This is a genomic window from Methylobacterium sp. Leaf102, from assembly GCF_001422425.1.
Classification (GTDB): Bacteria; Pseudomonadota; Alphaproteobacteria; order Rhizobiales; family Beijerinckiaceae; genus Methylobacterium.
Genome location: NZ_LMMX01000034.1, coordinates 106,928 through 132,596 on the forward strand (window position 1 = coordinate 106,928; position 25,669 = coordinate 132,596).

Genomic DNA, 25,669 nt, shown 5'->3' on the forward strand with positions numbered 1-25,669 from the left:
CCCTTCCACGTTCCGGCCCGAAAGGATCGGATATCAGAACGTGTTGGTGGTGCGGCGGCCGGCGATGAAGCCGTAGATGGCGAGCACCACGATGGCACCGACGACGGCGCCGATGAACCCTGCGCCCTGGTTCGGGCCGTACCAGCCCAGCGCTTGGCCGAGGAAGGTGGCGACGAAGGCGCCGACGATGCCGAGGATCGTCGTCATGATGAAGCCCGCGGGCTCCTTGTCGCCCGGCATGATGAACTTCGCGACGACACCGGCGACGAAGCCGATGATGATGGTCCAGATGATACCCATGGTGTGATCCTCGATACGCCGACGCCCAGACTTGGCCGTTCTGTGATCATGAAACGCCGCACCGCAGCACTGGTTGCGCCGGGAGTGGCAAGATTGTCGCAACGCGACCGTGCGGAGGCCGTCGCCCCCTTTACGGTCGCCCCCGGGACGCGGCACAACGCAGGCCCGTGGCCCGCGATGGATGGGCCGGCAGCCAAGGCATCTCGCTCAGCATGACGATCCAGCGCTTCGAATCCGGCCCGCGCATGAGCCAGGCGGTCACCTACGGCGACATGGTGTATCTCGCCGGCCAGACGGCCAACACCACTGTCGGCGCCGGCGTCACCGCGCAGACCCAGGAGATCCTCGCCAATATCGACCGGCTCCTGGCGCTCGCCGGCAGCGACAAGAGCCGCATCCTGCAGGCGACGATCTACCTCTCCGACATCGCGACCTTCGCGGAGATGAACGCGGCCTGGGAGCCCTGGGTCTCGCCCGACGACAAGCCGGCCCGTGCCACGGTGGAAGCCCGCCTCGCCGGCCCCGAATACCTCGTCGAGATCGTCGTCGTCGCCGTCAAGGCCGCCGCGTGATCCGCGCGCGCACCCGCCGCAGCCTCGTCGCCGGGGCGCTGATGGCCCTGGCGGCGGGCTGGGGCGGTCCTGCGCGCGCGCAGACCGCCGCCCCCGAGCGCGTGATCAACATCTACAACTGGTCGGACTACATCGACCCGAAGATGCTCGATGCCTTCACGAAGGAGACGGGCATCAAGGTCGTGTACGACACCTACGACAACAACGAGATTCTCGAGACCAAGCTGCTGGCCGGCCGCTCCGGATACGACCTCGTGGTGCCGTCGGGCCCGTTCCTGCAGCGCCTGATCCGGGCGGGGGTGTTCCAGCCCCTCGACAAGGCCAAGATCCCGAACCTCGTCCACGCCTGGCCCGAGATCACGGGACGGCTCGCCGCCTACGATCCCGGCAACGCCTACGCCGTCGACTACATGTGGGGCACCACCGGGATCGGGGTGAATCTCGGCCTCGTGCGCGAACGCCTCGGTGCGGCCCAGCCCCTCAACACCTGGAATCTCGTCCTCAACGGCGGCCTGCTGAACAAGCTCAAGGATTGCGGGGTCATGCTCCTCGATTCGCCCGAGGATCTGATCCCGAGCCTGCTGCCGGCCTACGGCCTCAAGCCCGACACCCGGCGCTGGGACGACATCACCCAGGTCACCGACGCCCTGTTCAAGGTGCGCGGCGCCGTGCGCAAGTTCCACTCGTCGGAATACATCAACGGCCTCGCCAACGGCGACCTGTGCTTCGCGGTGGGCTATTCCGGCGACGTGATGCAGGCCAAGAAGCGCGCCGAAGAGGCCAAGAACGACGTCGAAATCGCCTATTACGTGCCGCGCGAGGGGTCGCTCATGTGGTTCGACGCGTTCGCGATCCCCAAGGACGCCCCCCATGCGGCGGAGGCCCACGCCTTCATCGACTACATGATGCGGCCCGAGGTGGCGGCGGCCAACACCAACTTCGTCTCCTATGCCAGCGGCAACGCGGCCGCGAAGAAGTTCGTCAAGGCGGAGATCCTGGGCAATCCCGGCATCTACCCGGACGACGCCACCCTGCAGCGCCTGTTCGTCAACACCGCCTGGGACGACCGGACCCAGCGCTTCGTCACCCGGGCCTGGACCCGGGTGCGCACGGGGCGCTGACGCGCCGCTACGCGACGGCCGGCGGCTCGTCGGCCTCCGGACCCGTCGGCGAATTCAGGATGTCCTCGAGTTCGTCCACGAGCCGATCGATCTGATCGGGCGTCGCCAGGACCTTGAGGGTCTGGCCGTCCTGCGTCGCGAAGGCGAGTTCGATGTCCTCGCCCGAACGGGCGGCGAGGATGCGGGCGAGGCGGTGGGTGGCGCTCATGGGGATCTCCGGGGGTGAGGCGTTATCGGACGAGGAGGGCCACGGCCACGGCCGGGCCGCAGGTGGAGGCCCAATCGGCCCCCGTCGCAGGAAGCCGGTCGGCGATGAGGTCGGTGAGCGCCACGGCCGGACGGCCGAGGCGGGTCGCCAGACGCTCGGCGACGAACCGCCCGGCGCCGCAGATCACCAGGGGGGCGTCCGCCGGCAGGTCGCTGCGCGACAGCAGCAGCGCCGCCGCATCGTGGAGCGGGCGCAGCTGCGCCTCCGCGAAGTGGGCGGCGAGCGCCCGCCAGTCCGCGGGATCGCCCTCGCCGTGGTCGCGGCCGATGATGCGGGCCAGCCGGATCTCGCTCTCGGCCAGGGATTTGCCCTTGCCGTCGGCGCTCTGCTGCTGATCGGCGTCGTCGGGCAGGTCGCCGGTGATGCGGTAGACATCCGCCATCGTGGCGAAGGTCTCGGCCATGAGCCGGGTGCGTCGGCCCCGGAACGGGGCATGGTCGCAAAGCGCGATGAGGTGGGAGCGCACCACCCCCGTGTAGACGAGTTCGCCCGTCTCCAGGCGCTCGGCATCGCTGTAGCCCGATGCCGCCGGCGTCCCCCCGACGACGGGGATCAGGTCGGCGGTGGTGGAGCCGATATCCACGAGGAGCGCGTGGGCGTGGTGCCGGCCGACCAGGGCGGCCGTGGCGTGCCAGTTGGCCGACGCGATGTCGGCGGCGGCCGTGCGGGCGTATTCCGGCGCGAGGAGACCGGCGCGGCCGCCGTAGATCCGTACGGACCCTTTGAGATGGGCGGCGGCCCAGCCGGCGAGTTGCGCCACGCCGTCGGCCCGATCCGAAAAACAGTCGGTGAGTTCGCCCGTCATGGTGACGACGTGGTCGGCGGGAGCCCGCGCCCAGTCGGGGAGCTGGGCGAACGTCTCGTCGAGGGCCGGCAGGCCGCGCCACAGGCGGCACGGCGCCTGCACCACGGTCTCAACCCGGCCGCCGCACACGAGGGCCGCCTTGACATGGACCCCGCCGAGATCCCAGCCGATGACGGGCGTTTGTGCGGGGGCGGATGCTGCTGACACGGAGGCGGGCCTGGGAACGGAGAGCGGGATGGCGGACGGATTCGAGATCATTCCGGTGATCGACCTGCGCCACGGGCAGGTGGTGCGGGCACGGGCCGGCGAGCGCGCCTCCTATGCCCCGATCGTGACGCCGTTGGCAAAGGAATCGTCGCCCGGGGCCGTGGCGCGCGGACTCATGGCAGCGGTGCGCGCGACCCGCCTCTACGTCGCCGACCTCGATGCGATCATCGACGGCACCCCGCCCGACCGGGCGAGCCTGGAGGCGATCCGGTGCGCCTGCCCGGATGCGCGGCTCTGGGTCGATGCGGGCTTCTCGCACGCCGCCGGGGTGGACGCGTTTCTTGCCACCGGCCTCGGGCGGCCGGTGATCGGCAGCGAGAGCCAGACGGATGCCGGCTTGGTGCGGGCGCTCGGCGGGCGGGCCGTGTTCTCCCTCGACACGCGGGGGAGCGAGCGGCTCGGGCCGGATGCGCTTCACGACGAACCGGCCCACTGGCCGCGCGACGTGATCGTGATGACCCTGGGCCGGGTCGGTGCCGGGGCCGGGCCGGATCTCGACCGGCTCGCCGCCCTGCGGGCTTCGAGCCCGGCGACCCGCCTCTATGCGGCGGGGGGCGTACGCGGCCCGGCGGATGTGGCGGCCCTGGCGGGGATCGGCGTCGCCGGCGCCCTCGTCGCCTCCGCGATCCACGATGGTTCGCTCGGGGCGTAGTGCAAAAAGAAGGGGCGGCCGAAGCCGCCCCATCCGAAGAGTTCATCGTCCGAGGAAGATGGATGCCAGTCGCTGGATCAGGCCCCGCGGTGCGGGCGGAGGCTCACTCTGCCCAGGACTGCCCCCAATCTAAGCGTTCGACGCGAAGGGGTGCGAAGCCGAGTTGCGCTGCTCGGTGGCCTGAGCGGCGGTGGGCTCGCCCTTGACGGCGCGCTGGATGGACAGCTTGACGGCGTCGTAGTTGTACTTCTGGATCTTGGCGTCGTCGGCCGCTTCCCAGTGAATGAACACGCCGACCAGGATGAACAGGTCGTCGGCCTCGTCGGCGGGGATGATGCCCTCGGCGACGGCGTCCTGCACTGCCTTGGCGACGCCGTGCTGGGCGGGGCCGAACATCTGGACGGCCTGACGGGCGTCGTTGATGGTGACCTTGTTGAACATCAGGGTGTTCGGCTTGCAGGGCAGGTTCGGCGCGATGACCGCGAGCAGGCTGGTGAAGCCGTGCTTGTTGTTCACGAGGCCGTTGCAGAAAGCCGTCTCGGCCGGCGAACCGCGCGGTCCGATGATGAGATCGATGTGGGCGACCTCGTTGCCATCGCCGACGAGAGCCTCGCCGACCAGAACCTTGTTGATCTTCGCCATGTGGGGTTTCTCCCAGGAGTCTTGAAAAGACGTGACCGCCCTCGAAGACGAGCGCGGCCGAAAGCTATCCTTGTTCACGGCGTCCAGCCCCCGAAAGGGCGGACCGGTTAGCCCGGATCGCGGCGCGGACCCTACTCTGGGCGTTTGCCCGGAACAACCCTGCGCGAAGCGTGGTTTCCGGCAAATTATTTGATCTGGGCCGGAACAAACGCTGACGTTGGTGAATCCGCAGTCAGTGTTTCGTCGGCGCAGGTCAGACGAGCAGATGATCGAGGAACAGGGTCGCCACGGTGAAATCGGCGCTGGTGCCGGGGTTGAGTCCGGCCGCCTTCCAGGCTCGGTCCTTCGCCATCAGGGCGTCCACGGGCAGGACCGCGAGATCGAGGTCGAGGAGATCCACGGCCTCCGCGCGCAGGGCCTCGGCGACGGGCAGGCCGTGCTTGCGCGCCACGTGACTGTCCGGCACGCCGGCGAGGTAGGCGAGGAAGACGGCCGTCGTGGTCCACGGCGCCGACAGCCCCCGTGCCCGCGTCGCCGCCAGGGCCGGCAGGCCGATGTCGAAGAGATCGGCGAACCCGGTGACGTACGCGCGGGCGATGGCGTCGCGCGGGGCCGCCTCCGCCATGCCCGTCAGCAGGGCGGGCGGGGTCCCGGAGCCGGTCACGTCGTGGCGCTCGGCCGTGCCGAGGCCGCCGGGATTGGCCAGCCGGATGGCGGCGTAGACTTCCTCCGCGTCCCGTCCGTCGAGGCCGTCGAGCACCCCGGCCAGGGCGGCGCGCAGCGGCGTGCCGGCCTCGGCCGCCAGCGCCAGGGGCGCGCAGAGGAGCAGGATTCCCAGATTGGTGTTCTGGCCCACCGCCGCCAGGGTCGCCTCCATGGCGGTGCGGACCCGTGGTCCCACCCGCGTGCCGGTTCGTGCCAGATGCGGGGCCGAGACCTCGGCACTGATGACGAAATCGCGGGTGGCCATGCGATGGCCGTCGGCGAAGGCATGGACGTTGCCGGGTTTCAGGGCGTCGAGCTCGGCGAGGCAGCTCGCCCGGTAGGCTTCGCCGATGGCCGTGAGGCGGGTCATGCGCGCGGCCCTATTCCCGGAGCCCTCATCCCAGGGCCGAGACGAGGCGCGGGGGCCGCGCCGTCCGCACGGCGGCGAGGAAGCCGCGCGCGACCGCGAGCGCGATGTCGACCTCGACGACCTTCTGCAGGCCCGACCAGGCCGGCATCGAGTTGACCTCGAGGACGAGAAAGCCGCCCTCCCCGTCCTCGACGAGATCGATTCCCGTGTAGTCGACCCCCACTGCCGCCGCGGCACGCTCGGCGAGTTCGGCCGCCGCGGGCGGCATGGTCCAGGGCAGCGGCCGCCCCCCGCGGTGGACATTGGTGATCCAGCCGTCGCCCTCGCGGATCATCGCCGCGATGGCGCGGCCCTCGCAGACGAACACCCGGTAGTCGCGCCACAGGCCGTCGCTGCGGGCGACGTAGCGCTGGAGATAGTAGACCCGGGACACCGCGTCCTCGCCCGGCAGATCGTCGGGGGTCTCGATGAGCTGGAGCCCCTCCCCTTGCGAGCCGAACAGGGGCTTCAGCACCAGGGGCCGGCCGGGACCGGCCTCGCGGGCCACGATCTCGGCCGCCGCCGCGCGCTTGGAGACCACGAAGGTGTCGGGCGTCGGCAGGCCGGCGCGGTCGATGAGCAGGCTCGTCATCGCCTTGTCGACGGAGCGCTCGATGGAAGCGGGCGAGTTCCACACGGTGGTGCCCGAGGCGACGAGGGCGTGGAGCACGCCCAGCCGCATGGTGGTGGCCTCGAAGGTGCCGCCGGCCACGGTCCGCAGCAGGACGCCGTCCGGCAGGGCGTCGGGAAAACCCGGCACCCGCAGGGGCTCCCGTCCGCCCGTCCGAATGGCGACGTCGGCCAGGGAGAACAGCACCGGCTCCGCACCGAGATGCTCCAGGGCGGCCTTCAAGCGCGCCTTGTGCCAATTGCCGTTGTCGGCCGCGAGCCCGATCCGCATTGTCTTGTTCTCACACGATATCCGGATTGATCCGGCCGGGCTGCCGCGCAGTCCCCTCGCCCCGCTTGCGGGGAGAGGGCCGTGCCGATCCTGTCGTCGTCACGGCGAGGCGGCAGCCGAGGGTGAGGGGGCGTCGGCGAAGGAGTCTCGTCCGGAGACACCCCCTCACCCTCGCTTCGGCTGGCGGCGTCGCTGGCCGCCGGGGTCCATGCGGCCCTCTCCCCGCCCGGCGGGGAGAGGGGGCAGGCGCCCTGCCCCCGTGATCCACGTCAGCCGAACGAGGCTTCCACCAGCTCCGGCATCAGCCGGCCGCCGCGAAAACTCTTGCCCGTGGTGACGGAGGTGACGATGACCTCGGCCGGGCTGAACAGGGCCCCGTCGATCTTGTAGAAATCGCCGTTCACCCGGCCGAAGATGTCGGCGAAGGGCGCGCCGTGGTCGGCGGAGGTGGTCGACGGCAGCTGCTCGGCGAGTTGGCGGGCGTCCGCTTCGTCGGCCTCGACGTAGAGGTGAACCCGGCCGCCGTAGATGATGGCGTCGTTGGTGCGGCCCATGGCCTGGATGAAGTCCGGGTGCTGGGGCGACAGCGGCGCCGAGCCGAGGCCGTCGACGATCTTGTGCAGGTCGAACCCGACGGTGTGAGCCTTGTGCAGGGCCACTTCGAGGACGCGGGCGACCACCTGGGTCGCGCCCGCGAGACTCTGGGTCGGGGCGTAGATGAAGGTGAGCTGCGCCGGGCTGAGGCCCGTGGCCTCGGCCACCTTGGCGATCACGGAGGCCGGCGGGCCGCCGGCGGCTTCGAGCACCAGGGCGGTCTGGGTGGCGGTGTCCTTGTAGCCGAGCTCGGCGTAGAGGTCCTCCACCACGGCGACGGCGCGGCCTGGGCCGGAGCCGAGGGCGAAGAAGCCGGAATCCCCGGTCTCGTCGGCGAGCGACCAGCCCGCATACTGGCTGCCGAGGCAGGCGATGACCGGATCGGACGAGTGCACCACCACGGAGTAGGGCCAGGCCGCGACGGGGCCGGACGGCGCGATGGTGACGGTGCCGAGGCCGCCGAGGCAGATCTCGGCGATGCGGCGTCCGGCCTCGATGGAGCCGCGCACGGAGGCGCCGGCATCGACCATGCGGGCGCCGTCCTGCGTGGTCACGGCGAGGCGCAGCAGGCCGGCATCGGCGACGAGGCGCTCGACCAGGGGAGCGGTGAGCGCATTGACGCTCGGATAGGGGCTTTTGGGCGCGGTCGGACGCGTGGTCATGGGTGTTCCTCCGTCAGATCGAGCAGGGTCCGCAATCGGGCAGCCCGGCCTCGCAACATCTCTCTCGTGGCGGCCGAGTCCGTCCCCGTTGCGAACAGGGTACACAGGGGCGCGTCGCGCGCCACCGTGCTGCCGGATCTTGGGCGATCGCGCACGAAATCCGGCCAGTCGAGCGGCGGCATCGGCGCGTAGCCGGTGGCCGCGTAACAGATTTCCGTGGCCGCCGCATCCACCGGCGCTTCCTCCACGGCAGGCAGGCGGCCGAGGCTCGCCGCGATGTGATGGGCGAGCAGCGGCGTCGGGCGCCGGTCGAGGACGTCGAGGGTGGCGCCGGGGCGCGGGTTGATCTCGGTGAGCCACCAGTGTTCATCGGACACGAGCAGGTCGGCGCTGGCGAGGCCCCGCAGCCCGGTTTCCGAGACGATGCGTTCGACCGCCTCGGCGATCCGGTCGACCATGCGCGGGGCGAGGGCCGGCCCCTCGTGGCGCGCACGCTCCACGGCGCCGGCATAGCGGAACGGGCGCAGGGGCGTGGGCGCGCTCCACTGTTCCGTGACGCCGACGATTGCGATGTTCCGGCCGTCCGCCAGGAAGGCCAGGGCATGGGCCCGGCCCGGTACGCGGGCCTGGAAATAGGCGCCGGGTGGCGCCGGCCCGGCGGTCGCCGCCCGGATATGGGTGCCGCCCGAGCCGCCGGCCCGCTTCAGGAGCCATCCGGCCCGGTCGGGCACGGGATCGCGGGTGACGGCGGGATGGGGCACGCCGAGGCGGGCGCACAGGCCCGCGAAGCCGAGCGGGTCCTTGAGGCGCGCGACCGTGTCGGGCGCTGCGCCGAGGAGGCGGAACCGCGCCGCGAGGGCGGCCATGAGATCGGGCGTACCCTCGAAACCGCTGCCGAGGACGAGCCCGACCGGTGGCCGGTCGGCCAGGGCGGACAGGGCATCGAGGTCCGCGCTCACGTCCCGCCCGCCGAGGCGCCCGTCGCCGAACCGGCCCGAGGCGCGGCGGTGGTGCTCGGCGAGGTCGAGGGTGTCGTCGTCGCCGAACAGGTCGAGGACCAGCGGGCGAAACCCCGCCCGTCGCGCCGCCTGAGCGAGGGCACGACCGGATTGGGCGGCGACGAGGAGCGTGTCGACCGTTGCAGCGCCTGCGGGACCGGACAGGGCGCGCGCCTCGCCGATGGGGACGGGCCGAACCGGTTAGCCCGCGACCTCGACGGCCACCGTGTAGGCATCGCGAAAATCGAGGCAGAGGGGCTCCTTGGCCTCGAGCATGCGGCGGAACAGGCGCGACTGGGTCTGGTACTTCACGTTGCCCACCGCCAGCGCGCCGATGCCGACGCCCTTGCCCACCGGCAGGGGCACGTCGACGGCGTTGACGTCGATCCCGGCGATGCCGGCCGGGGGGACGGCGTTGACGTCGGAGGCCACGAGGAGGTTCGGCGCGGATTCGAGATCCTCCGCCGTGAGGATCGAGACCCCGGCGGGGCCGGCCGAGAGGATCACGTCGGCCTTCGTGATGGCGGCGCGCCGGGCCTCCACGGTGGACCCGTCCACGGACCCGACCTCGACGCCGAAGCGCCAGCGCATGGTGTGGGCGATCTTGCTGACGCGCTCCTCGCCGTCATGGCCGACGATGGTGGTCTCGGCCCCGTTGAGCGCCCCGATCACCGCCGCCACGTAGGCGACGACGCCGGCCCCGCCGAAGATCACGATGCGCTTGCCGGCGAGCTCCGTGTCGAACTTCGCCTTCAGGGCGCGGGTCACCTCGGCGACCATGGCCGCCCCAGTGGTAAAGGAGCCGGCCGGGTCGGCGAAGATGTGGTTGGCGAACGGCGGCACCAGGGCCTTCTTGGCCCGGTCGACCATGTCGAGGGCCTCCTCGGCGTTCTTGCCGGCGATGAAGATGCCCGTGCGCGTCCCGTCCTGGGGCGAGCGCGAAAAGATCGAATCCTGCACCAGGGACGTGACGTCGGGCAGGCTCGCGCCCGTGTAGGTCGCGATGGTCTCGAACCCGGCATCGACGGCCATGTTCACGTCGAACGGGCTCATGTGCTTGAGGGGCGTGATCATGTGCAGGATCGAGCGGGCCATGGCGGGTTTCCCTCCGTGCGGTCGCAGTCAGTTCCAGAAGACTTGCCCCGAGCGTGCGCCGGGGTGGTGAAATGTCAAAGCCGGTCGATGCGACGCCGGTCAAGGATCGAAGTAGGCCGCCCGCCTTAAAGCGGCGTCACCGTGGCGCCGGTGTTGCGGCCGCGCGCGATGAGGAAGCGCAGGGGGCCGGGCCGCTCCAGGGACGCGACCAGCCTTCGGGCCACGTCCTCCGACGGCACCAGGGCGAAGCCCGTCGGCCCCCACGAACTCTGCCCATAGCCGCTGATCCCCTGCGCCGCGACGGCGGAGAGCGCCTCGGCCACGGCGGGGCTGGCGTAGCGCCCCCCCTGGTGGGGGGCGAAATGGTCGCCGATGAGGCGCTGGATCCGGGTGATGCCGGCGCCGAATCCTTCGGGCTCGGCGGTGGCGGCGGCGGGCAGCACCTGCATGAGGACGAGGCGGCAGATTTCGGCGGCCTGAGCCTCGGGAAAGCGCGGCAGATCGCGAAAGGCCTCGGTCTCGTGGGTGCCGTGGACGCCGGTCATGCCGGTGTCGAGGATGAGGACGACGCGCCAGGCCTCCGGATAGTCGAGCCGCGCGATCACGGGTGGGGGCGTGCCGAGGCCGTCGCGGCCCCCGTCGACGATGAGTCCCCCTTGCGTGAACGCCGCCAGGCCGACGCCGGAGCGGTTGCCCCGGTCGAGGGCGTCGGCGAAGGCCTCCGGCGCGAAGGCCCGGCGGGCGAGGCGGGCCAGGGCCGCCGCGACGGCCAGCGCCAGCTGCGTGCCGGAACCGAAGCCCGCATGGGCGGGCATCGTCTCCTCGACGGTCAGCGCCGCGTGGCCCTCGATCCCGAGATGTCCGGCCGCCGCCAGGGCGTAGCCGTGCGCCCGCGCGGCTTCCGGGCCCGTCACCGTCAGGCTGGTCGCTGCGCGCGCCGTGAGGGTGACGGCCGGGGCGTCGAGGGCGAGGCCGAGGCTGCCGAAGCGTCGACCGAGCCCGCCGTGCAGGTCGAGGAAGCCGAAATGCAGGCGGCCCGGCGCGTGCACCCGCACGCCCCGCGTCTCCACGTCGTCCCCTGCCCCGTCCCCTGCCCCATCCGGGATCTGTGTCACGTCGATCCCTCTCGATCCTGCGGGCCGCATCATACGGCTCGGTCAATCGCGTCGCTGCGGAGCGGATTGCCCGGCAGCGGGCTTCTCCCACGGAGCGCGGACGCCTCGCAAGCGCCGCGAGCGCATCCATCCTCCGGCCTGCATCGCGCGGAGTCCGTCGGAAGTTTCGGTGCTGGGGCAAGTCAAGGTTCGGGCAAGCCAAAAAATTCCAGCCTCAATCGGTTCGGAGTCGGCCCCGGGACTTGCTTGGGGCGTCGCCCCGATGCAAACGTGCCGCCCGATCGTTCTGGACTGGCTCAGTCCCGCCGTGCGCGACCCCTGTTTTCGTGGTGTGTGCCGGGCTCTCGATTTTCCAAGGTGCAAAGTATGGCGGCCTGGGTGAAGGGTGGTGCGACGGATGCGGACGCAGCGGTGGAAGCCGCCGCGACCCTCCTCGCTGCGGCGCGCACGCCCATCGTGGCGGGCCTCTGTGCCGAGCTGAGCGCCGTGCGGGCGGCCTATCATCTCGCCGATGCCATCGGCGCTTCCGTCGATCCCTTGGCGGGCACGAGCCTCTACGCCGAACTGGGCTCCATGAGCCGGACCGGCGGGATGCTGACCACGCCGGCCGAGACCACGGGCCGGGCGGATGCGGTCCTCATCGTCGGCAACGCGCCGTGGGACCGGCCCATCGTCGGGGAGATCGCCGAATCCGCGCCGACGCGGGGACGCGCCGCCGGGGCCGAGCGCACCCTCCTGTCCCTGGGCGGTCCAGGCAACGGCGCGACCCGGCACGTGGCCTACCCGGCCGAGGCCGGTGGTCTCGCGGTCTCCGTCGCGCATCTGCGCGCCTACCTGAAGGGGCATCTCGCGGGTGAGACCGCCTATGGCGATCTCGCCAAGCGTCTCGCCGCCGCCCAGTACGGCGTCGTCCTGTACGACGCGGCCGAGCTCGGCGAACTCGGCGTCGAGATGCTCCAGGGCATGGTCAAGGACCTCAACGAGGTCACGCGCTTCTTCGCCCTGCCCGTCTCCGACCCGTTCCAGGGCCGTGCCCTCCTCCAGCTCGCGGCCTGGACCACTGGCCAGGCCCCCCGCGTCGGGTTCGGCCGCCACGTGCCCGAGCACGATCCCTGGCGCTTCGACAGCGCCCGCCAGATCGCCGCCGGCGAGGCCGATGCCGCCCTGTGGCTCGCCTCTCTCCCGGCGCCCCGGCCGGACTGGCTGGGCACCCTGCCCGCCATCGCCATCGTCGGCGAGGGCAGCCCCGAGGCCACGGGCGACGCCGCCGAGATCGTCATCGCCGTCGGCGTGCCGGGCGAGAGCGCCGGCGGTGCCCTGTGGAACGACCGGCGGGCCACCGTCACGTACGCGCCGCCCACGGGCCCGTCGGCCGAACTGACGGCCGCTGGCGTGCTCGGCGCCATCCAGGACCGACTCGTAGAGATGAAGGCCGCCTCATGCTGATCCGCATCCAGGGGGGACGGGTCGTCGATCCGACGGCCGGACGCGACGCCGTCGGCGACGTCTGGATCGAGAACGGCCGGGTCGTCGCCGCCTCCGAGCGCACGCCCGACCAGACCATCGACGCCACGGGTTGCGTGGTGATGGCCGGCGGCGTCGAGGTCCATTCGCACATAGCCGGCGGCAACGTGGTGATGAGCCGCCTGCTCCTGCCGGAGCTCTACACCAGCGAGGCGGCCCCCGAGGGCCATCCCTTCGCGCATGCGGGCGGCTCGGCCGCCTGGATCGGCGCGAACTATGCGCGGATGGGCTACACCATCGCGGTCGAGCCGGCGATGCCGCCGGCGAGCGCCCTCTCGACCCAGCTCGAACTCGCCGACATTCCGCTGCTCGATCGCGGCGCCCTCACGGTGATGGGCAACGACGACCACCTGCTCCAGCTCCTGCGCCAGCGCGAGGGCAAGGCGGCGGTGCGCGACCTCGTCGCGCTTGCGGTCGCCACCTCGCGGGGGCTGGGCGTCAAGTGCATCAACGCGGGCGGCGCCTCGGCCTTCAAGGACGGGATGCTGAAGCTCAGCCTCGACGAGGAGATTCCCGTCTACGGCCTGTCCACGCGCAAGATCATGACGGCCCTGCTCGATGCGGTCGAGGAGATCGGCGTGCCGCACCCGCTGCACGTCCATTGCAACAACCTCGGCATTCCGGGCGCCGACGAGTCGTTCGTGGATACCCTCGAAGCGGCGGAAGGCCGGCGCATCCACTTCGCCCACGCCCAGTTCTACGCCTACGGCGTCGCCGATCCCGAGAATCCGGCCACCGGTGGATTCCGCTCGGCGGCCGAGCGCATCACCGAGGCGATGGAGAAGCACCCCAACGCCACCTTCGACGTCGGCCAAGTCGCCTTCGGCCAGACCGTGACCATCTCGCTCGACATCCTGCGCCAGTTCGCGGGCCGCAAGGGTGCCAATCCGAAGAAATGGATCCTCACGGCGGGGGACGCGGAAGGCGGCGGCGTCGTGCCGTTCCTCTACAAGCCGCGCGGCGCCGTCAGCTCCCTGCAATGGGCCATCGGCCTGGAGCTCATGCTGCTCTCCAAGGAGCCGGAGCGCACGATCCTGACGACGGACCATCCCAATGGCGGTCCGTTCACGGATTACCCGCACATCATCCATTTGCTGATGGACAAGGAGAAGCGCGACCGCGAGATCGCCGGCCTCCATAAAGTCATTGGCGAGCGCTCGGGCCTGTGCGCCATCGAGCGCGAGTACAGCTTCTCCGAGATCGCGCAGCTCACCCGCTCGGGCCCGGCCAAGCTCCTCGGGCTGACGGATCGCGGCCACCTGCGCGAGGGCGCTCGGGCCGACGTCGCCATCTATCGCGACGATCGGGATCGCACGGCGATGTTCGCCCGGGCGAAGTACGTGCTCAAGGACGGGGTGACCATCGTCGAGGACGGCGAGGTCGTGGCCTGGACCTCCGGGCACACCCTCGAACTCACCGTCGAGTCCGACAAGGCCATGGTCGCCCGCTCGGAGACCTACCTGCAGGACCGCTTCGGCGCGGGCCTGAGCTCCTTCGAGGTGCCGGACGAGGCCTTCCCGAAGGCGGACGTGTTCGAGGAGGTCGCATGTCTGGCTTGAAGGACATGTCCGGCTTGAAGGATGGGCGTCGCGTGAGGACCGGTGGCTGACATGACGGAACTCACCCTCAACGGGATCCCGGTGATCGACACCTTCGCCGAGGCGTTCGACGTCGCCGGCACGGCGATCATCATCACCAACGATACGGCGAAGTGGGCGATGATCGCCGCCGTCACCATGACGGGGTTCGCCACGTCCGTGATCGGCTGTGGCGCCGAGGCCGGCATTGATTGCGAACTGTCGCCCGAGGAGACGCCGGACGGGCGCCCCGGCGTGCGCGTCCTGCTGTTCGGCTTCGAACCGAACGGCCTGAAGGACCAGCTCCTCAAGCGCGTCGGCCAGTGCATCCTCACCTGCCCGGGCACCGCCTGCTACGCCGGCGTCGACGGCCCCACGAAAATAAAACTCGGCGGCGCCATCCGCTACTTCGGCGACGGGTTCGCCGTGGCCAAGCGCCTGCCCGATCCCATCACCGGCCAGTCACGCCGCTACTGGCGCATCCCGGTCATGGACGGCGAGTTCCTGTGCGAGGACTTCGTCCGCGCCGTGGACGGGGCGGTCGGCGGCGGCAACCTGCTGTTCCTCGGCCGCAACCACGCCGAGACCCTGAAGGTCGCCGAGATCGCCGTCGATGCTGCCCGCACGGTCTCGGGCGCGATCCTGCCCTTCCCCGGCGGCATCGTCCGCTCGGGCTCGAAGGTCGGCGCACGCACCAAGGGCATGATGGCCTCGACCAACGACGCCTATTGCCCAACCCTGAAGGGTCGGGCCGGCACCGAACTCTCGGCCGACGTCGGCGTGGTGCTGGAGATCGTCATCGACGCCCTGACCTCGCACGGGGTCGCCGAATCCATGCGCGCAGCCCTGCATGCGGCCACCGAGGCCGGCGCGGCCCACGGGCTCGTGGCGGTCACGGCCGGCAATTACGGCGGCAATCTCGGCCGCCATCACTACCACCTGAAGGACCTGCTCTCGAAGGAGCCGGCGAGCGAGGCTGGAGCGGTATGAGCACCCTCACCCTGCGCCAGGAGCCGCCGGAGCGGCTCGATTTCCTGCACGTCACCCCCCTCTCCCTCAGCGGACTCAGCGAGACCGAGGCGGCGAAGCTCCCCGTCGGCACCAGCCGCCGGGGCCTGACCCTCGGCGACTGCTTCACCATCAGCCTCGACGGCTCCGAGGATCTCGTCATCGAGGGTGGCTCGTCGCGCCTCGACCGGGTCGGCGCTTCGCTGGACGGCGGCAGCATCCGGGTCGTCGGCGATGTCGGTCAGCGCCTCGGCGCGGGCATGCGGAACGGCACTGTCACGGTCACCGGCTCGGCCGGTCCGTTCGCGGGGTCGGGGGCCACCGGCGGCACCATCACCATCGAGGGAGATGCGGGCGACCATGCCGGCGGGGCGGTCTACGCCGCCAAGGCCGGTCTCGACGGCGCCACCCTGATCATCAAGGGCGCGGCGGGGGATCACCTCGGAGACCGCATGCGGCGCGGCCTCATCCTCGTCGGGGCGGCCGGGGCCCATGCGGGCTCGCGGATGATCGCCGGCACCATCGCGGCGACCTCCGTGGGCGACCACCCGGGCTTCGGCATGCGCCGCGGCACGATCCTCACGGGCGGCGTCGGTGCCCTCAGCCCGAGCTTCGTCGAGACCGGGACCCACGACCTCGTGTTCCTGCGCCTCCTCGCCCGGTCGCTGCGGCCCCTGAGCCCGGCCCACGCCGACCTCGCCGCCGGGGCGCTCACCCGGTACTCGGGCGATCTCGCGACCCTGGGCAAGGGGGAGCTCTGGGTATCGGCCGCCTGACGGCGGCTGCGACAGTCGTTCAGCCCCGGAACGAGGGCTACTATATTGCGTAAATCTCCCGTGCGGGCGACCTTTCCGTCCCGCCGGGAAGCATCATCGTGCTGGCCCGCGCGTCCAGTCCGACGCATTCCAAGGCGCAGCCGATGCTCATCCTGCTCTCGATCTGTCTCCTGTCCGAGCCGACACGTTGCCGCGAGGACCGGATCGATCTCTCGTTCGAGGCCCGCAGCCCAGCCGTGTGTCTGCGCAACTCCCAGAGCGCGCTGGCCAAATGGCAGGCGGAGCATCCGGAATGGCAGGTGAACCGCTGGCGCTGCGCCGTACGGGGGACCGTTCCGCGCGATCTGTGATCGCGTCGCGAACCCCGTCCCTCGCCGGCTGAGCCGCTGCACTTGCGAAAACTGGCTTTCTGCGCCTAGACATCCGCCATACCCGACGATGACCTGCGGATCATCTGTCGTGCATGGGAGGAAGTGGTAAGAATTGGCCGAACAATGCGCTCGCTGAAGGTTCGGTTCGCCCTTCTCCTCGGCAGCACGGCCCTGCTCGTCGTCCTGGCGGCCCTCGGCGTGTTGTGGTCGATCGGGGCGGCGGAGCGCACCATCGACCGGACCCTGGCGGCACAGGGGCGTCTCGAACTCCTGGTCGAATTGTCGGGCCGCATGACCCAGTACGGTCTCGCCGCCCTGGAGGCGGTGAGCAATCCGGACGCGCAGCCGGAAGGCCTGTCGGTTGCCCGTACCAACGTCGATCGCGCCCTGGTCGCCGTCGACGAGGCCCTGGGACGCAGCATCGCGGTCAGCGACGATCCCCTCGACCGGACGCAGTACGCCGCCCGTTCGCGCCCCCTGGCGCAGCTCCGCTCGGCTCGTGCCGTCCTCGACCGGCAGGTCGCCCAGATTCTGCGCCGGTCCGAGGACGAGCAGCGCAAGGGCGCGATCCGCGGCGCCCTCAACGGCTTCGGCGCCATGACCGGCCAGCCCCTCTCCTTCCTCATCGAAGTGGAGCGCCGTTCGATGATCGCGGGGTCGGATGCCGCGCGCGACCTGTCCGCGACCCTGCGGGTGGCGTCCCTGGCGGCGGTGGCGGCGGCGCTGGCCATCGTGTTCGGACTGTACCGGGCGGTGACGCGCCCGACGCTCGCGCGCATCGCGGCGGTGCGTCAGGCGGCGAGCGCCGTCGGCCGGGGCGAACTCGACACCCGCCTGTCCGTGGCGACCCGGGACGAGCTCGGCCTGCTCGTCGCGAACTTCAACCGCATGGCCGCCCGGCTCGCCCGGCGCGAGGGACGTCTCGCCGCCGACCGGGCCGCCCTGGAGGATACGGTCGCGGCCCGCACCACGGACCTGCGCGCCGCCAACGCGCGCCTGGAGGCCGTGGACCGTTCGCGCCGGCGGTTCTTCGCCGATGTCAGCCACGAGCTGCGCACGCCGCTCACCGTGATCCTGGGCGAATGCGACATCGCTGCCCGATCGGCCGGACGCCCCGGCATCGACTACGCGCCGGTGTTCTCCACCATCCGCAAGCGTGCCCTGCGGCTTCAGCGCCGGGTCGAGGATCTGCTCCGGGTGGCCCGGTCGGAATCCGGTCAGATCGAGCTCGACCGGCGGCCGGTCCTCGCCTCGGCGATCCTCGCCGACGCCGTCGAGGGCATGGCCTCCGAGGCGGCCCGCCGCCGCGTCGGCCTCGTCCTGGAACCCATCGCCACCGATGCGGTTCTCCTGGCCGACCGGGAATGGCTCCGTCAGGTTCTGGAAAGCCTGGTCGACAACGCGCTGCGGCATGCCCGCGGCTTGACCCGCGTCACCCTCGCGCTTTCGGTTTCCCTCGACGGCGTGGCGACCGTCACCGTCACGGATGACGGCCCCGGCTTTCCGGAGACGGGCGACGCCCTGTTCGAGCGCTTCCGTCGCGAAAGCCCGTCCGGCGAGAGCGGGTTCGGCATCGGCCTGGCCCTGGCGCGCTGGGTCGTGGAGCGGCATGATGGTGCGATCCGCTTGGGGGCCGGGCCTCAGGATCGCGGGGCGCAGGTCGCCCTCGCACTTCCCGTTTCCGACGAAGCAGCGTCGGCCTCCCATCGGACAGAGAAGGAAACCACGGCATGACGCGGGTCTTGATCGTCGAGGATGACAGCGACATTCGCGCCATGCTCGCGCGTGGCCTCGAGGCGGAAGGGTTCTCCGTGGGGGTCGCCGGCTGCGTCGACGATGCCCTCATCGCGGCGCGCGACTCGGCGCCAGAGGCCGTCGTCCTCGACATCACCCTGCCGGACGGCTCGGGCCACGATGTCTGCCGCTCGCTCCGCGAAGGCGGCTACCCCGGTCCGATCCTGTTCCTGTCGGCCCGCGACGAGGTCCGCGACCGCGCCGAAGGCCTGGCGCTGGGCGCCGACGACTACATCGTCAAGCCGTTCGTGTTCGACGAGCTCCTCGCCCGCCTGCAGACGCATCTCCTGCGCCGCAAGGAATCCGACGAGCCCCGCACCATCGTCACCGCCGGCCGCCTCGTCCTCGACCTCAACATCCGGCAGGTCGGCTTCGCGGATGCGACGGCGCGCCTCACCCCGCGCGAGGCCGAGCTCCTGGCGCTCCTCATGGACAAGGCCAACCAGCCGGTGTCGCGCGGCGACATCTTCGACAAGCTCTGGGCGGGCCAGGGTGGCCTGTCGCTGAATGTCGTCGATGTCTACGTGGGTTACCTGCGCACCAAGCTGTCGGACTTCGTTCGCTTGGGCGGCCCGGTCATCGTGACGGTCCGCGGACGCGGCTTCATGCTGGACCTCAAAGGACAGGATTTCCGGCACTGAGGGCGCGCCGAGTAAGCGCTTTCTGAGAGGATAGCGGGAGAAACCGGCAATTTAACGCTTGCCCTGCCGGGCGGAATTGTCGATATAGCTCCCGCGACAGAAACCACTGCGCCGTCAGTGTCTTACGATCTTCTTAAGGTCGATCGGGGCGCTGCTGTTCAAAAGAAACTCTGGAGAAACACCATGACCTGGGCTGCCCCCGTCGTTTCCGAGATCTGCGTTGGCATGGAAGTCACGAGCTACGAGTCGGCTGAGATCGATACCTTCAACTAAGGTTGTCGGAGCGAGCCTGAGGAGCGGGACAGCGTCGGTTCAGCCATGCATGTCGTGATCCTCGGCTCCGCCGCGGGCGGCGGCCTTCCCCAGTGGAATTGCCGCTGCCCCATCTGCTCCCTCGCCCGCGAGGATTCCACCCGCGTGAGGCCGCGGACCCAGTCGAGCATCGCCGTGTCCCCCGATGGGGATCGCTGGCTCCTGGTGAACGCCTCCCCCGATATTCGCCAGCAGCTGTTCGACACTCCGGTGCTGCACCCGCGCGAGGGCTTGCGCCACTCGCCGATCCATGCCGTGCTGCTCACCAACGGCGACGTCGATCACGTCGCCGGCCTGCTGACCCTGCGCGAGGGCCAGCCCTTCACCCTCTACGGGACGGCCGGCATCCTCGATTCGGTGAACGCCAACCGGGTGTTCGACGTGATGGCCGACGGGGTCGTCGCGCGCGAATCCATCGGCCTCGATGCGGCCTTCGAGCCGGTGCCCGGGCTCACCGTCACCCTGTTCTCCGTGCCCGGCAAGGTGCCCCTCTGGCTCGAGGGGGAGACCGTGGACCTCGGCGCCGAGACCGAGACCACCGTCGGCGCGATGATCGAGGCGGGGGGCAAGCGGCTCGCCTACATTCCCGGCTGCGCCCGCGTCACCGACCGCCTCAAGGCCCAGATCGCGGGCGTCGAGGCCCTGTTGTTCGACGGCACCGTTCTGCTCGACGACGACATGATCCGCGCCGGCGTCGGCACCAAGACCGGATGGCGCATGGGCCATGTGCCAATGACGGGCGAGAACGGCTCCATCGCGGCGCTCGCCGACATCGAAATTGGCCATCGCGTCTTCGTGCACATCAACAACACCAATCCGGTGCTGGTCGAGGATTCGGCCGAGCGCGCCTCCGTCGAAGCCGAGGGCTGGACCGTGGCCCACGACGGTCTGAGCCTGTCCCTCTGACGGCCCGCGGCGGCCTGCACCGGACCCGGTCGCACCGATTGTCAGGTGGGACACGCTGGCAATTTACTGCCCCAGCACCTATGTGGTGCGCAATATAATTGCGTTCGTGGTGTCGTTGGCCTGAGAGGGATCACGACACCATCTAGAAGAAGCGCCCAGGAAACGCCCACCGTTGGAGCCGGACAACGCCCATGACCGCGCCTTTCCCCACGCCCGTCGCCGATGAGACCCAGCGCCTCCTGAGCCCCGAGGAACTCGCGGCGGCCCTGCGCGACATCGGCGCGAAGCGCTACCACAACCTGCATCCGTTCCACCGCCTGCTGCACGACGGCGAGTTGAACAAGGATCAGGTCCGTGCCTGGGCGCTCAACCGCTACTATTACCAAGCCATGATCCCCATCAAGGACGCGGCCGTGCTGGCGCGGATGGAAGATGCGAGTCTTCGCCGGATCTGGCGCCAGCGCATCGTCGATCACGACGGTGATGCGCCCGGTGACGGCGGCATCGAGCGTTGGCTCAAGCTCGCCGAGGGCGTCGGTTTTTCGCGAGCCTATGTGGAATCGACCGAAGGCATCCTCTCGGCGACCCGGTTCTCCGTGGACGCCTACGTCCACTTCGTGAAGGAGCGCTCGCTGCTGGAGGCCATCGCCTCCTCGCTCACCGAGATGTTCTCGCCGACCATCATTTCCGAGCGCGTCGCCGGAATGCTGAAGAACTACGACTTCATCACCAAGGACACCCTGGCCTACTTCGATAAGCGCCTCACCCAAGCGCCCCGCGACGCCGACTTCGCCCTCGACTACGTGCAGAAGCACGCCACCACCCCCGAGTTGCAGCGACAGGCAATGGCGGCGCTGACCTTCAAGTGCAACGTTCTGTGGACGCAGCTCGACGCCCTGTATTTCGCCTATGTCGCCCCAGGCCTCACCCCGCCCGACGCCTGGACCCCCGGCACCGGTCTCGTCCCCGAGACCGTGACCGCGCAGGCGGCCGGTACCGGCACGCTGGGTCCGCACGACGTGCCGCGCCTGCCGCGCGGCGTGCGCCTGCGCCACGACACCGTGCGCGGCGAGCACGTGCTGCTCGCCCCCGAGCGCACCTTCGACCTCGATGCCAACGCCGTGGCGGTGCTCGAATTCGTCGATGGGACCCGCACCGTGCGCGACATCGCCGGCCTGCTGGCGGAGAAATTCACCGCCGACCGCGCGGTGATCGAGGCCGATATCCTCGTCATGCTGAACGATCTCGCCACCAAACGGGTTCTTGAGCGATGAACGCGATCACGCCGACCGCCCCCGTCCTGCCGGCGCCCGTCGGGCTCCTGGCCGAACTGACGCATCGCTGCCCCCTGCGCTGTCCGTACTGCTCGAACCCGCTCGAACTCGACCGGCGCTCGGGCGAACTCGACACGGCGATGTGGCAGCGCGTGCTGACGGAGGCGGCGGCTTTGGGCGTACTCCACGTCCACCTCTCCGGCGGCGAGCCGACGGCCCGCAACGACATCGTCGAGATCACTCAGACCTGCGCGAAGCTCGGCCTGTACTCGAACCTCATCACGTCCGGCGTCGGCGGAGCCCTGGCCAAGCTCGACGCCCTCTACGACGTCGGCCTCGACCACGTGCAGCTGTCGGTGCAAGGGGTCGATGCGGCCAATGCAGAAAAAATCGGCGGGTTGAAGAACGCGCAGCCGCAGAAAATGGCGTTCGCCGAGCGGGTGACCCAGCTCGGCCTGCCGCTGACGCTCAATTCCGTCATCCATCGCGGCAACATCCACGAGGTCGAGGGCTTCATCGATCTCGCCGTGAAGCTCGGGGCCAAGCGCCTGGAAGTGGCCCACACCCAGTATTACGGCTGGGCCTACGTCAACCGCGCCGCCCTGATGCCGAACAAGGCCGAGGTCGATCGCTCGATCCGCATCGTCGAGGCGGCGCGCGAGCGCCTCAAGGGCCAGCTCGTCATCGACCTCGTGGTGCCGGACTACTACGCGAAGTACCCCAAGGCCTGCGCCGGCGGCTGGGGACGCAAGCTCATGAACGTGACGCCGGCCGGCAAGGTGCTGCCGTGCCACGCCGCCGAGACCATCAAGCAGCTCGAGTTCTGGTACGTCACCGACCACTCGCTCGGCGACATCTGGGCGAACTCGCCGGCCTTCACCGCCTATCGCGGCACCGACTGGATGCAGGAGCCCTGTCGCTCGTGCGACCGGCGCGAGAAGGATTGGGGCGGCTGCCGCTGCCAGGCGTTGGCGCTCGCCGGCGACGCCGCCGCCACCGACCCGGCCTGCTCGCTCTCGCCGCTCCACGCCAAGGTGCGTGATCTCGCCACGGAAGAAGCGGCCGAGACCCCGCCCGACTACACCTACCGGACCATCGGCAGTAACGTGCAGCCCAACGTGCGTACGCCGCTCAACGAGGACGTGTCCCTTTGAAGTCTGCGACCCTTGCCGCACTGCTGATGCTGGCGGCCACCTCCGCCCTGGCCCAGAGCACGCCCCCGACCGAGGCTCCAGCCGTCGCCAAGGCCAGCACGGGCGCTCCGAACGCCTCCGACCTGCTGTTCGAGCGACCGCAGATGCAGAACGTGCCCCCCGGCACGAAGCTCACTTACGGCTACATCCGCCGCAGCGGGATCTCGAAGGGCCCGTTCGGGCCGCCCCTGGACGATACGATCAAGCTGGGCGTCGAGGCCGGAAAGAGCGCGGACAGCCGTGATATCCGGGTCGAGATGTTCTCGGGTGCCAACCGTTTTCCCGCCGGCCCGTTCGAGAACATGCCGGGCAACCCCGTGATGACCCTGTTCCTGGAGCATCACCTCATCGACATGGCACGGGTGCTTTCGGCCAACCCCCGCTACATCAAGAATGCCATCCGCAAGGGCCTTCGCGACAACGCGACGGTGACGCCGACCACCATCGACTACAAGGGGCGGACCGTGTCCGCTTGGCGCATCGAGACGCAGCCTTTTCTGGACGATCGGATGAAGGAGCGCATGCGCGGGATGGAGAACATCCGCTATACTTTCGTGACGTCCGATTCCGTGCCCGGCGAACTCGTCTCCATCGAGGCGCAGTCGAAGAACGCCGAGGGTGGCGAACTCCTGGAAGAGAACCTGACCTATGTTCCGAACGCTGGTTGAGCGTCTCGCCCTCCCCGCCCTTCTCGTCGCCGGCCTCGCCGGTCCGTTGCAGGCGGCGGAGCTTGAGAACGACTATCCGACCGAGACCCGGGCCGATTACATCTTCGGCTGCATGGCGGCGAACGGGCAGTCCCGCGAATCCCTGTCGCGCTGCTCGTGCTCCCTCGATGCCCTGGCGTCGATCCTGCCCTACGACCGTTACGTCCAGGCCAGTACCGTGCTGTCCATGCGTCAGGGCATCGGTCAGCGCGCCAACGAGTTCAAGTCGACCAAGGTCTTCGACGACAAGGTCGCCGAGCTCCGCCGGGCGCAGGCCGAGGCCGAGATCCGCTGCTACCGCGGCGGCGCCTGACGATCCACACAGCGGGAACGCCCGGACCCGACGTCATCCATGGGGATCGCCGCCGTCCCGGGCATTCACGCGAGCCTGCCCCCAGATACGCCCCGTGGACCCCTACCGGTCGGTCCACGGGGCGTTCTCCTGAGTGGTTCAGCTCTCGCCGCGCGCCACCCGGGCTTCGTATTCCGGCAACTCGATCTGGCCTTCCTTGGCGACGCGCGCCTTGTCTTCCTCGGGGATCACGTCGGCCACCATGTCGAGGCGCTTCCAGAGCGCCAGCGGCGTCTCCTTGTCGGGCGTCGGCACGTACTTGTTCTGTGCCACCTTCTGGTACTTGTGGATGTAGCGCGGGCAGTTGACCCACGCCTTGGTGACCTCGACCCGCACGAGATACTTGGCCTCGGTGTACTCGGCCATCAGGGGGTCGTCGCGCAGCATCCGGGCATGACCCTGGACGCGGACCCGATGCGGGGTCTCGAAGTCGATGAACAGCAGGCCGACCTTGGACTGACCCTCGATGTTGCCCATCGAGTACCACATGCCGTTTCCGTCGAAGCCCGGGAAGACGAGGGTGTTGTCGTCCAGCACCTTCACGAAGCCAGGGCTGCCGCCCTTGTAGGAAACGGTGGGCATGCCGTCCGGATCGACGGTGGATAGGAAGAACATGTCCCGGCTGTTGATGAAGGCGGCCTCGTCCTTGCCGATCCCGTCATGCACCCAGCCGGTGTCGAGGCGCTCGGCGAGCTTGACGGTGTTGTACTCTTCCTGAAGCGCGCGATGCGCGTCGTAGTAGAGCGATGCCATGGGTGTCCTCCGTGTGTCGGCCGCTCTCGAGGTGGGCGGCCGTTGCGGAGATGATTGCCGGGATTTTCGGTAGATCACAACAGCGGGGCGCGCCCTTCTCCCCTCCGCGGGAGAAGGTGGCCCGCGAAGCGGGTCGGACGAGGGGGGCTACGATGGCGAACGTGGCGCTGCTCCTCTCCCGGTCGCTCCGCGACCACCCTCCCCCACGAAGGGGGGAGGGTTTCGCGCACGAAAAAGCCGGCGCCGCTGTCGCGACGCCGGCTTCATACATGGGGCGCAGCCGAGCAGAGCACGGCTGCGCCATCCCGAAAAGAATCAGTTCTTGGCCTTGTCGACGAGGGCCTTCTCGGAGATCCACGGCATCATGCCGCGCAGCTTGGCGCCGACTTCCTCGATGGGGTGGGCAGCGAGCTTGGCGCGGGTGGCCTTGAACGAGGTCTGGCCGACCTTGTTCTCCAGCATCCAGTCGCGGGTGAACTTGCCCGACTGGATGTCGTTGAGGACGCGCTTCATCTCGGCCTTGGTCTCCGGCGTCACGATGCGCGGGCCGGTGACGTACTCGCCGTACTCGGCGGTGTTGGAGATCGAGTAGTTCATGTTGGCGATGCCGCCCTCGTAGATGAGGTCAACGATGAGCTTCACCTCGTGGAGGCACTCGAAATAGGCCATCTCGGGAGCGTAGCCGCCCTCGACCAGGGTCTCGAAGCCGGCCTTGATCAGCTCGACGAGGCCGCCGCAGAGGACGGCCTGCTCGCCGAACAGGTCGGTCTCGCACTCTTCCTTGAAGGTGGTCTCGATGATGCCGGCGCGGCCGCCGCCATTGGCCGAAGCGTAGGACAGGCCGAGGTCGTGGGCGTTGCCGGAGGCGTCCTGCGCGATGGCGATCAGGGTCGGCACGCCGCCACCCTTGAGGTACTCGCCGCGCACGGTGTGGCCGGGGCCCTTGGGGGCGACCATGAGCACGTCGAGGTCCTTGCGCGGCTCGATGAGGTTGAAGTGCACGTTGAGGCCGTGGGCGAACAGGAGGGCGGCGCCCTGCTTCATGTTCGGCTCCAGGGACTCCTTGTAGATGTCGCCCTGGAGTTCGTCCGGGGTGAGCATCATGACGACGTCGGCCTGCTTGGCGGCGTCGGCGACGTTCATCACCGTGAAGCCCTCGTGCTCCGCCTTCTTGGCGGTGGCCGAGCCCTCGCGCAGCGCGATGACGATGCCCTGCACGCCGGAATCGCGCAGGTTGAGCGCGTGGGCATGGCCCTGGCTGCCGTAGCCGACGATGACGACCTTCTTGCCCTTGATCAGGTTCAGGTCGGCGTCACGATCGTAATAGACCCGCATGGCGGTACCTTCTCTTTTCTCTCGATTGAGCATGAGTGCG

At 69.9% G+C, this 25,669-nt stretch carries 28 protein-coding genes; 16 read left to right on the forward strand and 12 right to left on the reverse strand.

The window, feature by feature from the left end:
- Positions 1-33: 33 nt before the first annotated feature.
- Positions 34-300: a GlsB/YeaQ/YmgE family stress response membrane protein gene (locus ASF27_RS15025; protein WP_056175147.1), complete on the reverse strand. Its 267-nt coding sequence runs from the start codon at positions 298-300 to the stop codon at positions 34-36.
- Between the two features lie 212 nt (positions 301-512).
- Here ASF27_RS15025 and ASF27_RS15030 point away from each other — a divergent pair, with 212 nt between their 5' ends.
- On the forward strand, positions 513-872 hold the full coding sequence (locus ASF27_RS15030) for a RidA family protein (RefSeq protein WP_056361349.1): 360 nt from the start codon (positions 513-515) through the stop codon (positions 870-872).
- Between the two features lie 41 nt (positions 873-913).
- Complete coding sequence (locus tag ASF27_RS15035) at positions 914-1,993, forward strand: polyamine ABC transporter substrate-binding protein (protein WP_056361618.1); 1,080 nt, start codon at positions 914-916, stop codon at positions 1,991-1,993.
- A gap of 7 nt (positions 1,994-2,000) precedes the next feature.
- Here ASF27_RS15035 and ASF27_RS15040 read toward each other — a convergent pair whose 3' ends face one another.
- Both ASF27_RS15040 and ASF27_RS15045 read right to left on the reverse strand, forming a co-directional pair.
- The gene (locus ASF27_RS15040) at positions 2,001-2,201 is read right to left on the reverse strand and encodes a hypothetical protein (RefSeq protein WP_056175151.1); all 201 of its coding nucleotides are present in this window, start codon (positions 2,199-2,201) and stop codon (positions 2,001-2,003) included.
- Between the two features lie 22 nt (positions 2,202-2,223).
- On the reverse strand, positions 2,224-3,273 hold the full coding sequence (locus tag ASF27_RS15045; RefSeq protein ID WP_056361350.1) for a hydantoinase/oxoprolinase family protein: 1,050 nt from the start codon (positions 3,271-3,273) through the stop codon (positions 2,224-2,226).
- Between the two features lie 28 nt (positions 3,274-3,301).
- On the opposite strand from ASF27_RS15045, the gene ASF27_RS15050 reads away from it, so the two are divergent.
- A complete protein-coding gene (locus ASF27_RS15050; RefSeq protein WP_056361353.1) occupies positions 3,302-3,985 on the forward strand; it encodes a HisA/HisF-related TIM barrel protein in 684 nt (227 codons plus the stop codon).
- Positions 3,986-4,114: 129 nt separating this feature from the next.
- On the opposite strand, the gene fae is transcribed toward ASF27_RS15050, so the two are convergent.
- From fae to ASF27_RS15085, 7 genes are all read right to left on the reverse strand, one after another.
- A complete protein-coding gene (gene fae / locus ASF27_RS15055; protein WP_056175161.1) occupies positions 4,115-4,627 on the reverse strand; it encodes a formaldehyde-activating enzyme in 513 nt (170 codons plus the stop codon).
- Positions 4,628-4,880: 253 nt separating this feature from the next.
- Entirely contained in the window at positions 4,881-5,702 is an 822-nt protein-coding gene (locus ASF27_RS15060; RefSeq protein ID WP_056361356.1) for a triphosphoribosyl-dephospho-CoA synthase, read from the reverse strand.
- Between the two features lie 25 nt (positions 5,703-5,727).
- A complete protein-coding gene (locus ASF27_RS15065; RefSeq protein ID WP_056175168.1) occupies positions 5,728-6,642 on the reverse strand; it encodes a RimK family alpha-L-glutamate ligase in 915 nt (304 codons plus the stop codon).
- Between the two features lie 269 nt (positions 6,643-6,911).
- Complete coding sequence (mch, locus tag ASF27_RS15070) at positions 6,912-7,898, reverse strand: methenyltetrahydromethanopterin cyclohydrolase (RefSeq protein ID WP_056175171.1); 987 nt, start codon at positions 7,896-7,898, stop codon at positions 6,912-6,914.
- Positions 7,895-9,061 carry an ATP-grasp domain-containing protein gene (locus tag ASF27_RS15075; protein ID WP_056361359.1) on the reverse strand — a complete coding sequence of 389 codons (1,167 nt, stop codon included), beginning with the start codon at positions 9,059-9,061 and terminating at the stop codon, positions 7,895-7,897. Before ASF27_RS15075 ends, mch begins: the two co-directional genes overlap by 4 nt.
- A 36-nt stretch (positions 9,062-9,097) precedes the next feature.
- A complete protein-coding gene (locus ASF27_RS15080; protein WP_056175176.1) occupies positions 9,098-9,991 on the reverse strand; it encodes an NAD(P)-dependent methylenetetrahydromethanopterin dehydrogenase in 894 nt (297 codons plus the stop codon).
- 125 nt (positions 9,992-10,116) lie between these two features.
- Positions 10,117-11,106 carry a beta-ribofuranosylaminobenzene 5'-phosphate synthase family protein gene (locus ASF27_RS15085; protein WP_056361362.1) on the reverse strand — a complete coding sequence of 330 codons (990 nt, stop codon included), beginning with the start codon at positions 11,104-11,106 and terminating at the stop codon, positions 10,117-10,119.
- Between the two features lie 366 nt (positions 11,107-11,472).
- Here ASF27_RS15085 and ASF27_RS15090 point away from each other — a divergent pair, with 366 nt between their 5' ends.
- The 13 genes from ASF27_RS15090 (at position 11,473) to ASF27_RS15150 (ending at position 23,502) form a co-directional block, all read left to right on the forward strand.
- Positions 11,473-12,552, forward strand: coding sequence for a hypothetical protein (locus ASF27_RS15090; protein WP_056175182.1), 1,080 nt, complete (start codon positions 11,473-11,475; stop codon positions 12,550-12,552).
- Entirely contained in the window at positions 12,546-14,189 is a 1,644-nt protein-coding gene (locus ASF27_RS15095; RefSeq protein WP_056175185.1) for a formylmethanofuran dehydrogenase subunit A, read from the forward strand. The genes ASF27_RS15090 and ASF27_RS15095 overlap by 7 nt, the downstream gene beginning before the upstream one ends.
- Positions 14,190-14,240: 51 nt before the next feature.
- Positions 14,241-15,197, forward strand: coding sequence for a formylmethanofuran--tetrahydromethanopterin N-formyltransferase (gene fhcD, locus ASF27_RS15100; RefSeq protein WP_056361366.1), 957 nt, complete (start codon positions 14,241-14,243; stop codon positions 15,195-15,197).
- A complete protein-coding gene (locus ASF27_RS15105; protein ID WP_056305174.1) occupies positions 15,194-15,991 on the forward strand; it encodes a formylmethanofuran dehydrogenase subunit C in 798 nt (265 codons plus the stop codon). Before fhcD ends, ASF27_RS15105 begins: the two co-directional genes overlap by 4 nt.
- A gap of 98 nt (positions 15,992-16,089) precedes the next feature.
- Entirely contained in the window at positions 16,090-16,341 is a 252-nt protein-coding gene (locus ASF27_RS15110) for a hypothetical protein (protein ID WP_244473867.1), read from the forward strand.
- Between the two features lie 144 nt (positions 16,342-16,485).
- A complete protein-coding gene (locus ASF27_RS15115) occupies positions 16,486-18,096 on the forward strand; it encodes a HAMP domain-containing sensor histidine kinase (RefSeq protein ID WP_056175193.1) in 1,611 nt (536 codons plus the stop codon).
- Positions 18,093-18,797 carry a response regulator transcription factor gene (locus tag ASF27_RS15120; RefSeq protein WP_056095386.1) on the forward strand — a complete coding sequence of 235 codons (705 nt, stop codon included), beginning with the start codon at positions 18,093-18,095 and terminating at the stop codon, positions 18,795-18,797. Before ASF27_RS15115 ends, ASF27_RS15120 begins: the two co-directional genes overlap by 4 nt.
- A 183-nt stretch (positions 18,798-18,980) precedes the next feature.
- Positions 18,981-19,070 (forward strand): pyrroloquinoline quinone precursor peptide PqqA, encoded by a 90-nt coding sequence (gene pqqA / locus ASF27_RS15125; RefSeq protein ID WP_018043604.1) that lies wholly within the window; start codon positions 18,981-18,983, stop codon positions 19,068-19,070.
- A gap of 45 nt (positions 19,071-19,115) precedes the next feature.
- Positions 19,116-20,015, forward strand: a complete 900-nt coding sequence (gene pqqB, locus ASF27_RS15130) for a pyrroloquinoline quinone biosynthesis protein PqqB (RefSeq protein ID WP_056361369.1) — start codon at positions 19,116-19,118, stop codon at positions 20,013-20,015.
- A gap of 191 nt (positions 20,016-20,206) precedes the next feature.
- Entirely contained in the window at positions 20,207-21,289 is a 1,083-nt protein-coding gene (gene pqqC, locus ASF27_RS15135; protein ID WP_056175199.1) for a pyrroloquinoline-quinone synthase PqqC, read from the forward strand.
- Positions 21,286-22,443, forward strand: a complete 1,158-nt coding sequence (gene pqqE / locus ASF27_RS15140) for a pyrroloquinoline quinone biosynthesis protein PqqE (RefSeq protein WP_056361372.1) — start codon at positions 21,286-21,288, stop codon at positions 22,441-22,443. The genes pqqC and pqqE overlap by 4 nt, the downstream gene beginning before the upstream one ends.
- The gene (locus ASF27_RS15145) at positions 22,440-23,150 is read left to right on the forward strand and encodes a hypothetical protein (protein ID WP_244481021.1); all 711 of its coding nucleotides are present in this window, start codon (positions 22,440-22,442) and stop codon (positions 23,148-23,150) included. The genes pqqE and ASF27_RS15145 overlap by 4 nt, the downstream gene beginning before the upstream one ends.
- Positions 23,131-23,502, forward strand: a complete 372-nt coding sequence (locus tag ASF27_RS15150) for a hypothetical protein (protein WP_056305168.1) — start codon at positions 23,131-23,133, stop codon at positions 23,500-23,502. Before ASF27_RS15145 ends, ASF27_RS15150 begins: the two co-directional genes overlap by 20 nt.
- A gap of 138 nt (positions 23,503-23,640) precedes the next feature.
- On the opposite strand, the gene ASF27_RS15155 is transcribed toward ASF27_RS15150, so the two are convergent.
- Both ASF27_RS15155 and ilvC read right to left on the reverse strand, forming a co-directional pair.
- Entirely contained in the window at positions 23,641-24,294 is a 654-nt protein-coding gene (locus tag ASF27_RS15155) for a pyridoxamine 5'-phosphate oxidase family protein (RefSeq protein WP_056175212.1), read from the reverse strand.
- A gap of 315 nt (positions 24,295-24,609) precedes the next feature.
- A complete protein-coding gene (gene ilvC, locus ASF27_RS15160) occupies positions 24,610-25,629 on the reverse strand; it encodes a ketol-acid reductoisomerase (protein ID WP_056175215.1) in 1,020 nt (339 codons plus the stop codon).
- Positions 25,630-25,669: the final 40 nt, after the last annotated feature.

What these genes read in the sequence shown, in the direction of transcription:
- fhcD (WP_056361366.1), top strand. Translation starts at nt 14,241, where the DNA reads ATGACGGAACTCACCCTCAACGGGATCCCGGTGATCGACACCTTCGCC.
- ASF27_RS15065 (WP_056175168.1), bottom strand. Translation starts at nt 6,642, where the DNA reads ATGCGGATCGGGCTCGCGGCCGACAACGGCAATTGGCACAAGGCGCGC.
- ASF27_RS15150 (WP_056305168.1), top strand. Translation starts at nt 23,131, where the DNA reads ATGTTCCGAACGCTGGTTGAGCGTCTCGCCCTCCCCGCCCTTCTCGTC.
- ASF27_RS15060 (WP_056361356.1), bottom strand. Translation starts at nt 5,702, where the DNA reads ATGACCCGCCTCACGGCCATCGGCGAAGCCTACCGGGCGAGCTGCCTC.
- ASF27_RS15080 (WP_056175176.1), bottom strand. Translation starts at nt 9,991, where the DNA reads ATGGCCCGCTCGATCCTGCACATGATCACGCCCCTCAAGCACATGAGC.
- pqqA (WP_018043604.1), top strand. Translation starts at nt 18,981, where the DNA reads ATGACCTGGGCTGCCCCCGTCGTTTCCGAGATCTGCGTTGGCATGGAA.
- ASF27_RS15040 (WP_056175151.1), bottom strand. Translation starts at nt 2,201, where the DNA reads ATGAGCGCCACCCACCGCCTCGCCCGCATCCTCGCCGCCCGTTCGGGC.
- fae (WP_056175161.1), bottom strand. Translation starts at nt 4,627, where the DNA reads ATGGCGAAGATCAACAAGGTTCTGGTCGGCGAGGCTCTCGTCGGCGAT.
- pqqB (WP_056361369.1), top strand. Translation starts at nt 19,116, where the DNA reads ATGCATGTCGTGATCCTCGGCTCCGCCGCGGGCGGCGGCCTTCCCCAG.
- pqqE (WP_056361372.1), top strand. Translation starts at nt 21,286, where the DNA reads ATGAACGCGATCACGCCGACCGCCCCCGTCCTGCCGGCGCCCGTCGGG.
- ASF27_RS15030 (WP_056361349.1), top strand. Translation starts at nt 513, where the DNA reads ATGACGATCCAGCGCTTCGAATCCGGCCCGCGCATGAGCCAGGCGGTC.
- ASF27_RS15105 (WP_056305174.1), top strand. Translation starts at nt 15,194, where the DNA reads ATGAGCACCCTCACCCTGCGCCAGGAGCCGCCGGAGCGGCTCGATTTC.
- ASF27_RS15095 (WP_056175185.1), top strand. Translation starts at nt 12,546, where the DNA reads ATGCTGATCCGCATCCAGGGGGGACGGGTCGTCGATCCGACGGCCGGA.
- ilvC (WP_056175215.1), bottom strand. Translation starts at nt 25,629, where the DNA reads ATGCGGGTCTATTACGATCGTGACGCCGACCTGAACCTGATCAAGGGC.
- ASF27_RS15155 (WP_056175212.1), bottom strand. Translation starts at nt 24,294, where the DNA reads ATGGCATCGCTCTACTACGACGCGCATCGCGCGCTTCAGGAAGAGTAC.
- ASF27_RS15090 (WP_056175182.1), top strand. Translation starts at nt 11,473, where the DNA reads ATGGCGGCCTGGGTGAAGGGTGGTGCGACGGATGCGGACGCAGCGGTG.
- ASF27_RS15115 (WP_056175193.1), top strand. Translation starts at nt 16,486, where the DNA reads ATGCGCTCGCTGAAGGTTCGGTTCGCCCTTCTCCTCGGCAGCACGGCC.
- ASF27_RS15120 (WP_056095386.1), top strand. Translation starts at nt 18,093, where the DNA reads ATGACGCGGGTCTTGATCGTCGAGGATGACAGCGACATTCGCGCCATG.
- ASF27_RS15050 (WP_056361353.1), top strand. Translation starts at nt 3,302, where the DNA reads ATGGCGGACGGATTCGAGATCATTCCGGTGATCGACCTGCGCCACGGG.
- mch (WP_056175171.1), bottom strand. Translation starts at nt 7,898, where the DNA reads ATGACCACGCGTCCGACCGCGCCCAAAAGCCCCTATCCGAGCGTCAAT.
- ASF27_RS15035 (WP_056361618.1), top strand. Translation starts at nt 914, where the DNA reads ATGGCCCTGGCGGCGGGCTGGGGCGGTCCTGCGCGCGCGCAGACCGCC.
- ASF27_RS15025 (WP_056175147.1), bottom strand. Translation starts at nt 300, where the DNA reads ATGGGTATCATCTGGACCATCATCATCGGCTTCGTCGCCGGTGTCGTC.
- pqqC (WP_056175199.1), top strand. Translation starts at nt 20,207, where the DNA reads ATGACCGCGCCTTTCCCCACGCCCGTCGCCGATGAGACCCAGCGCCTC.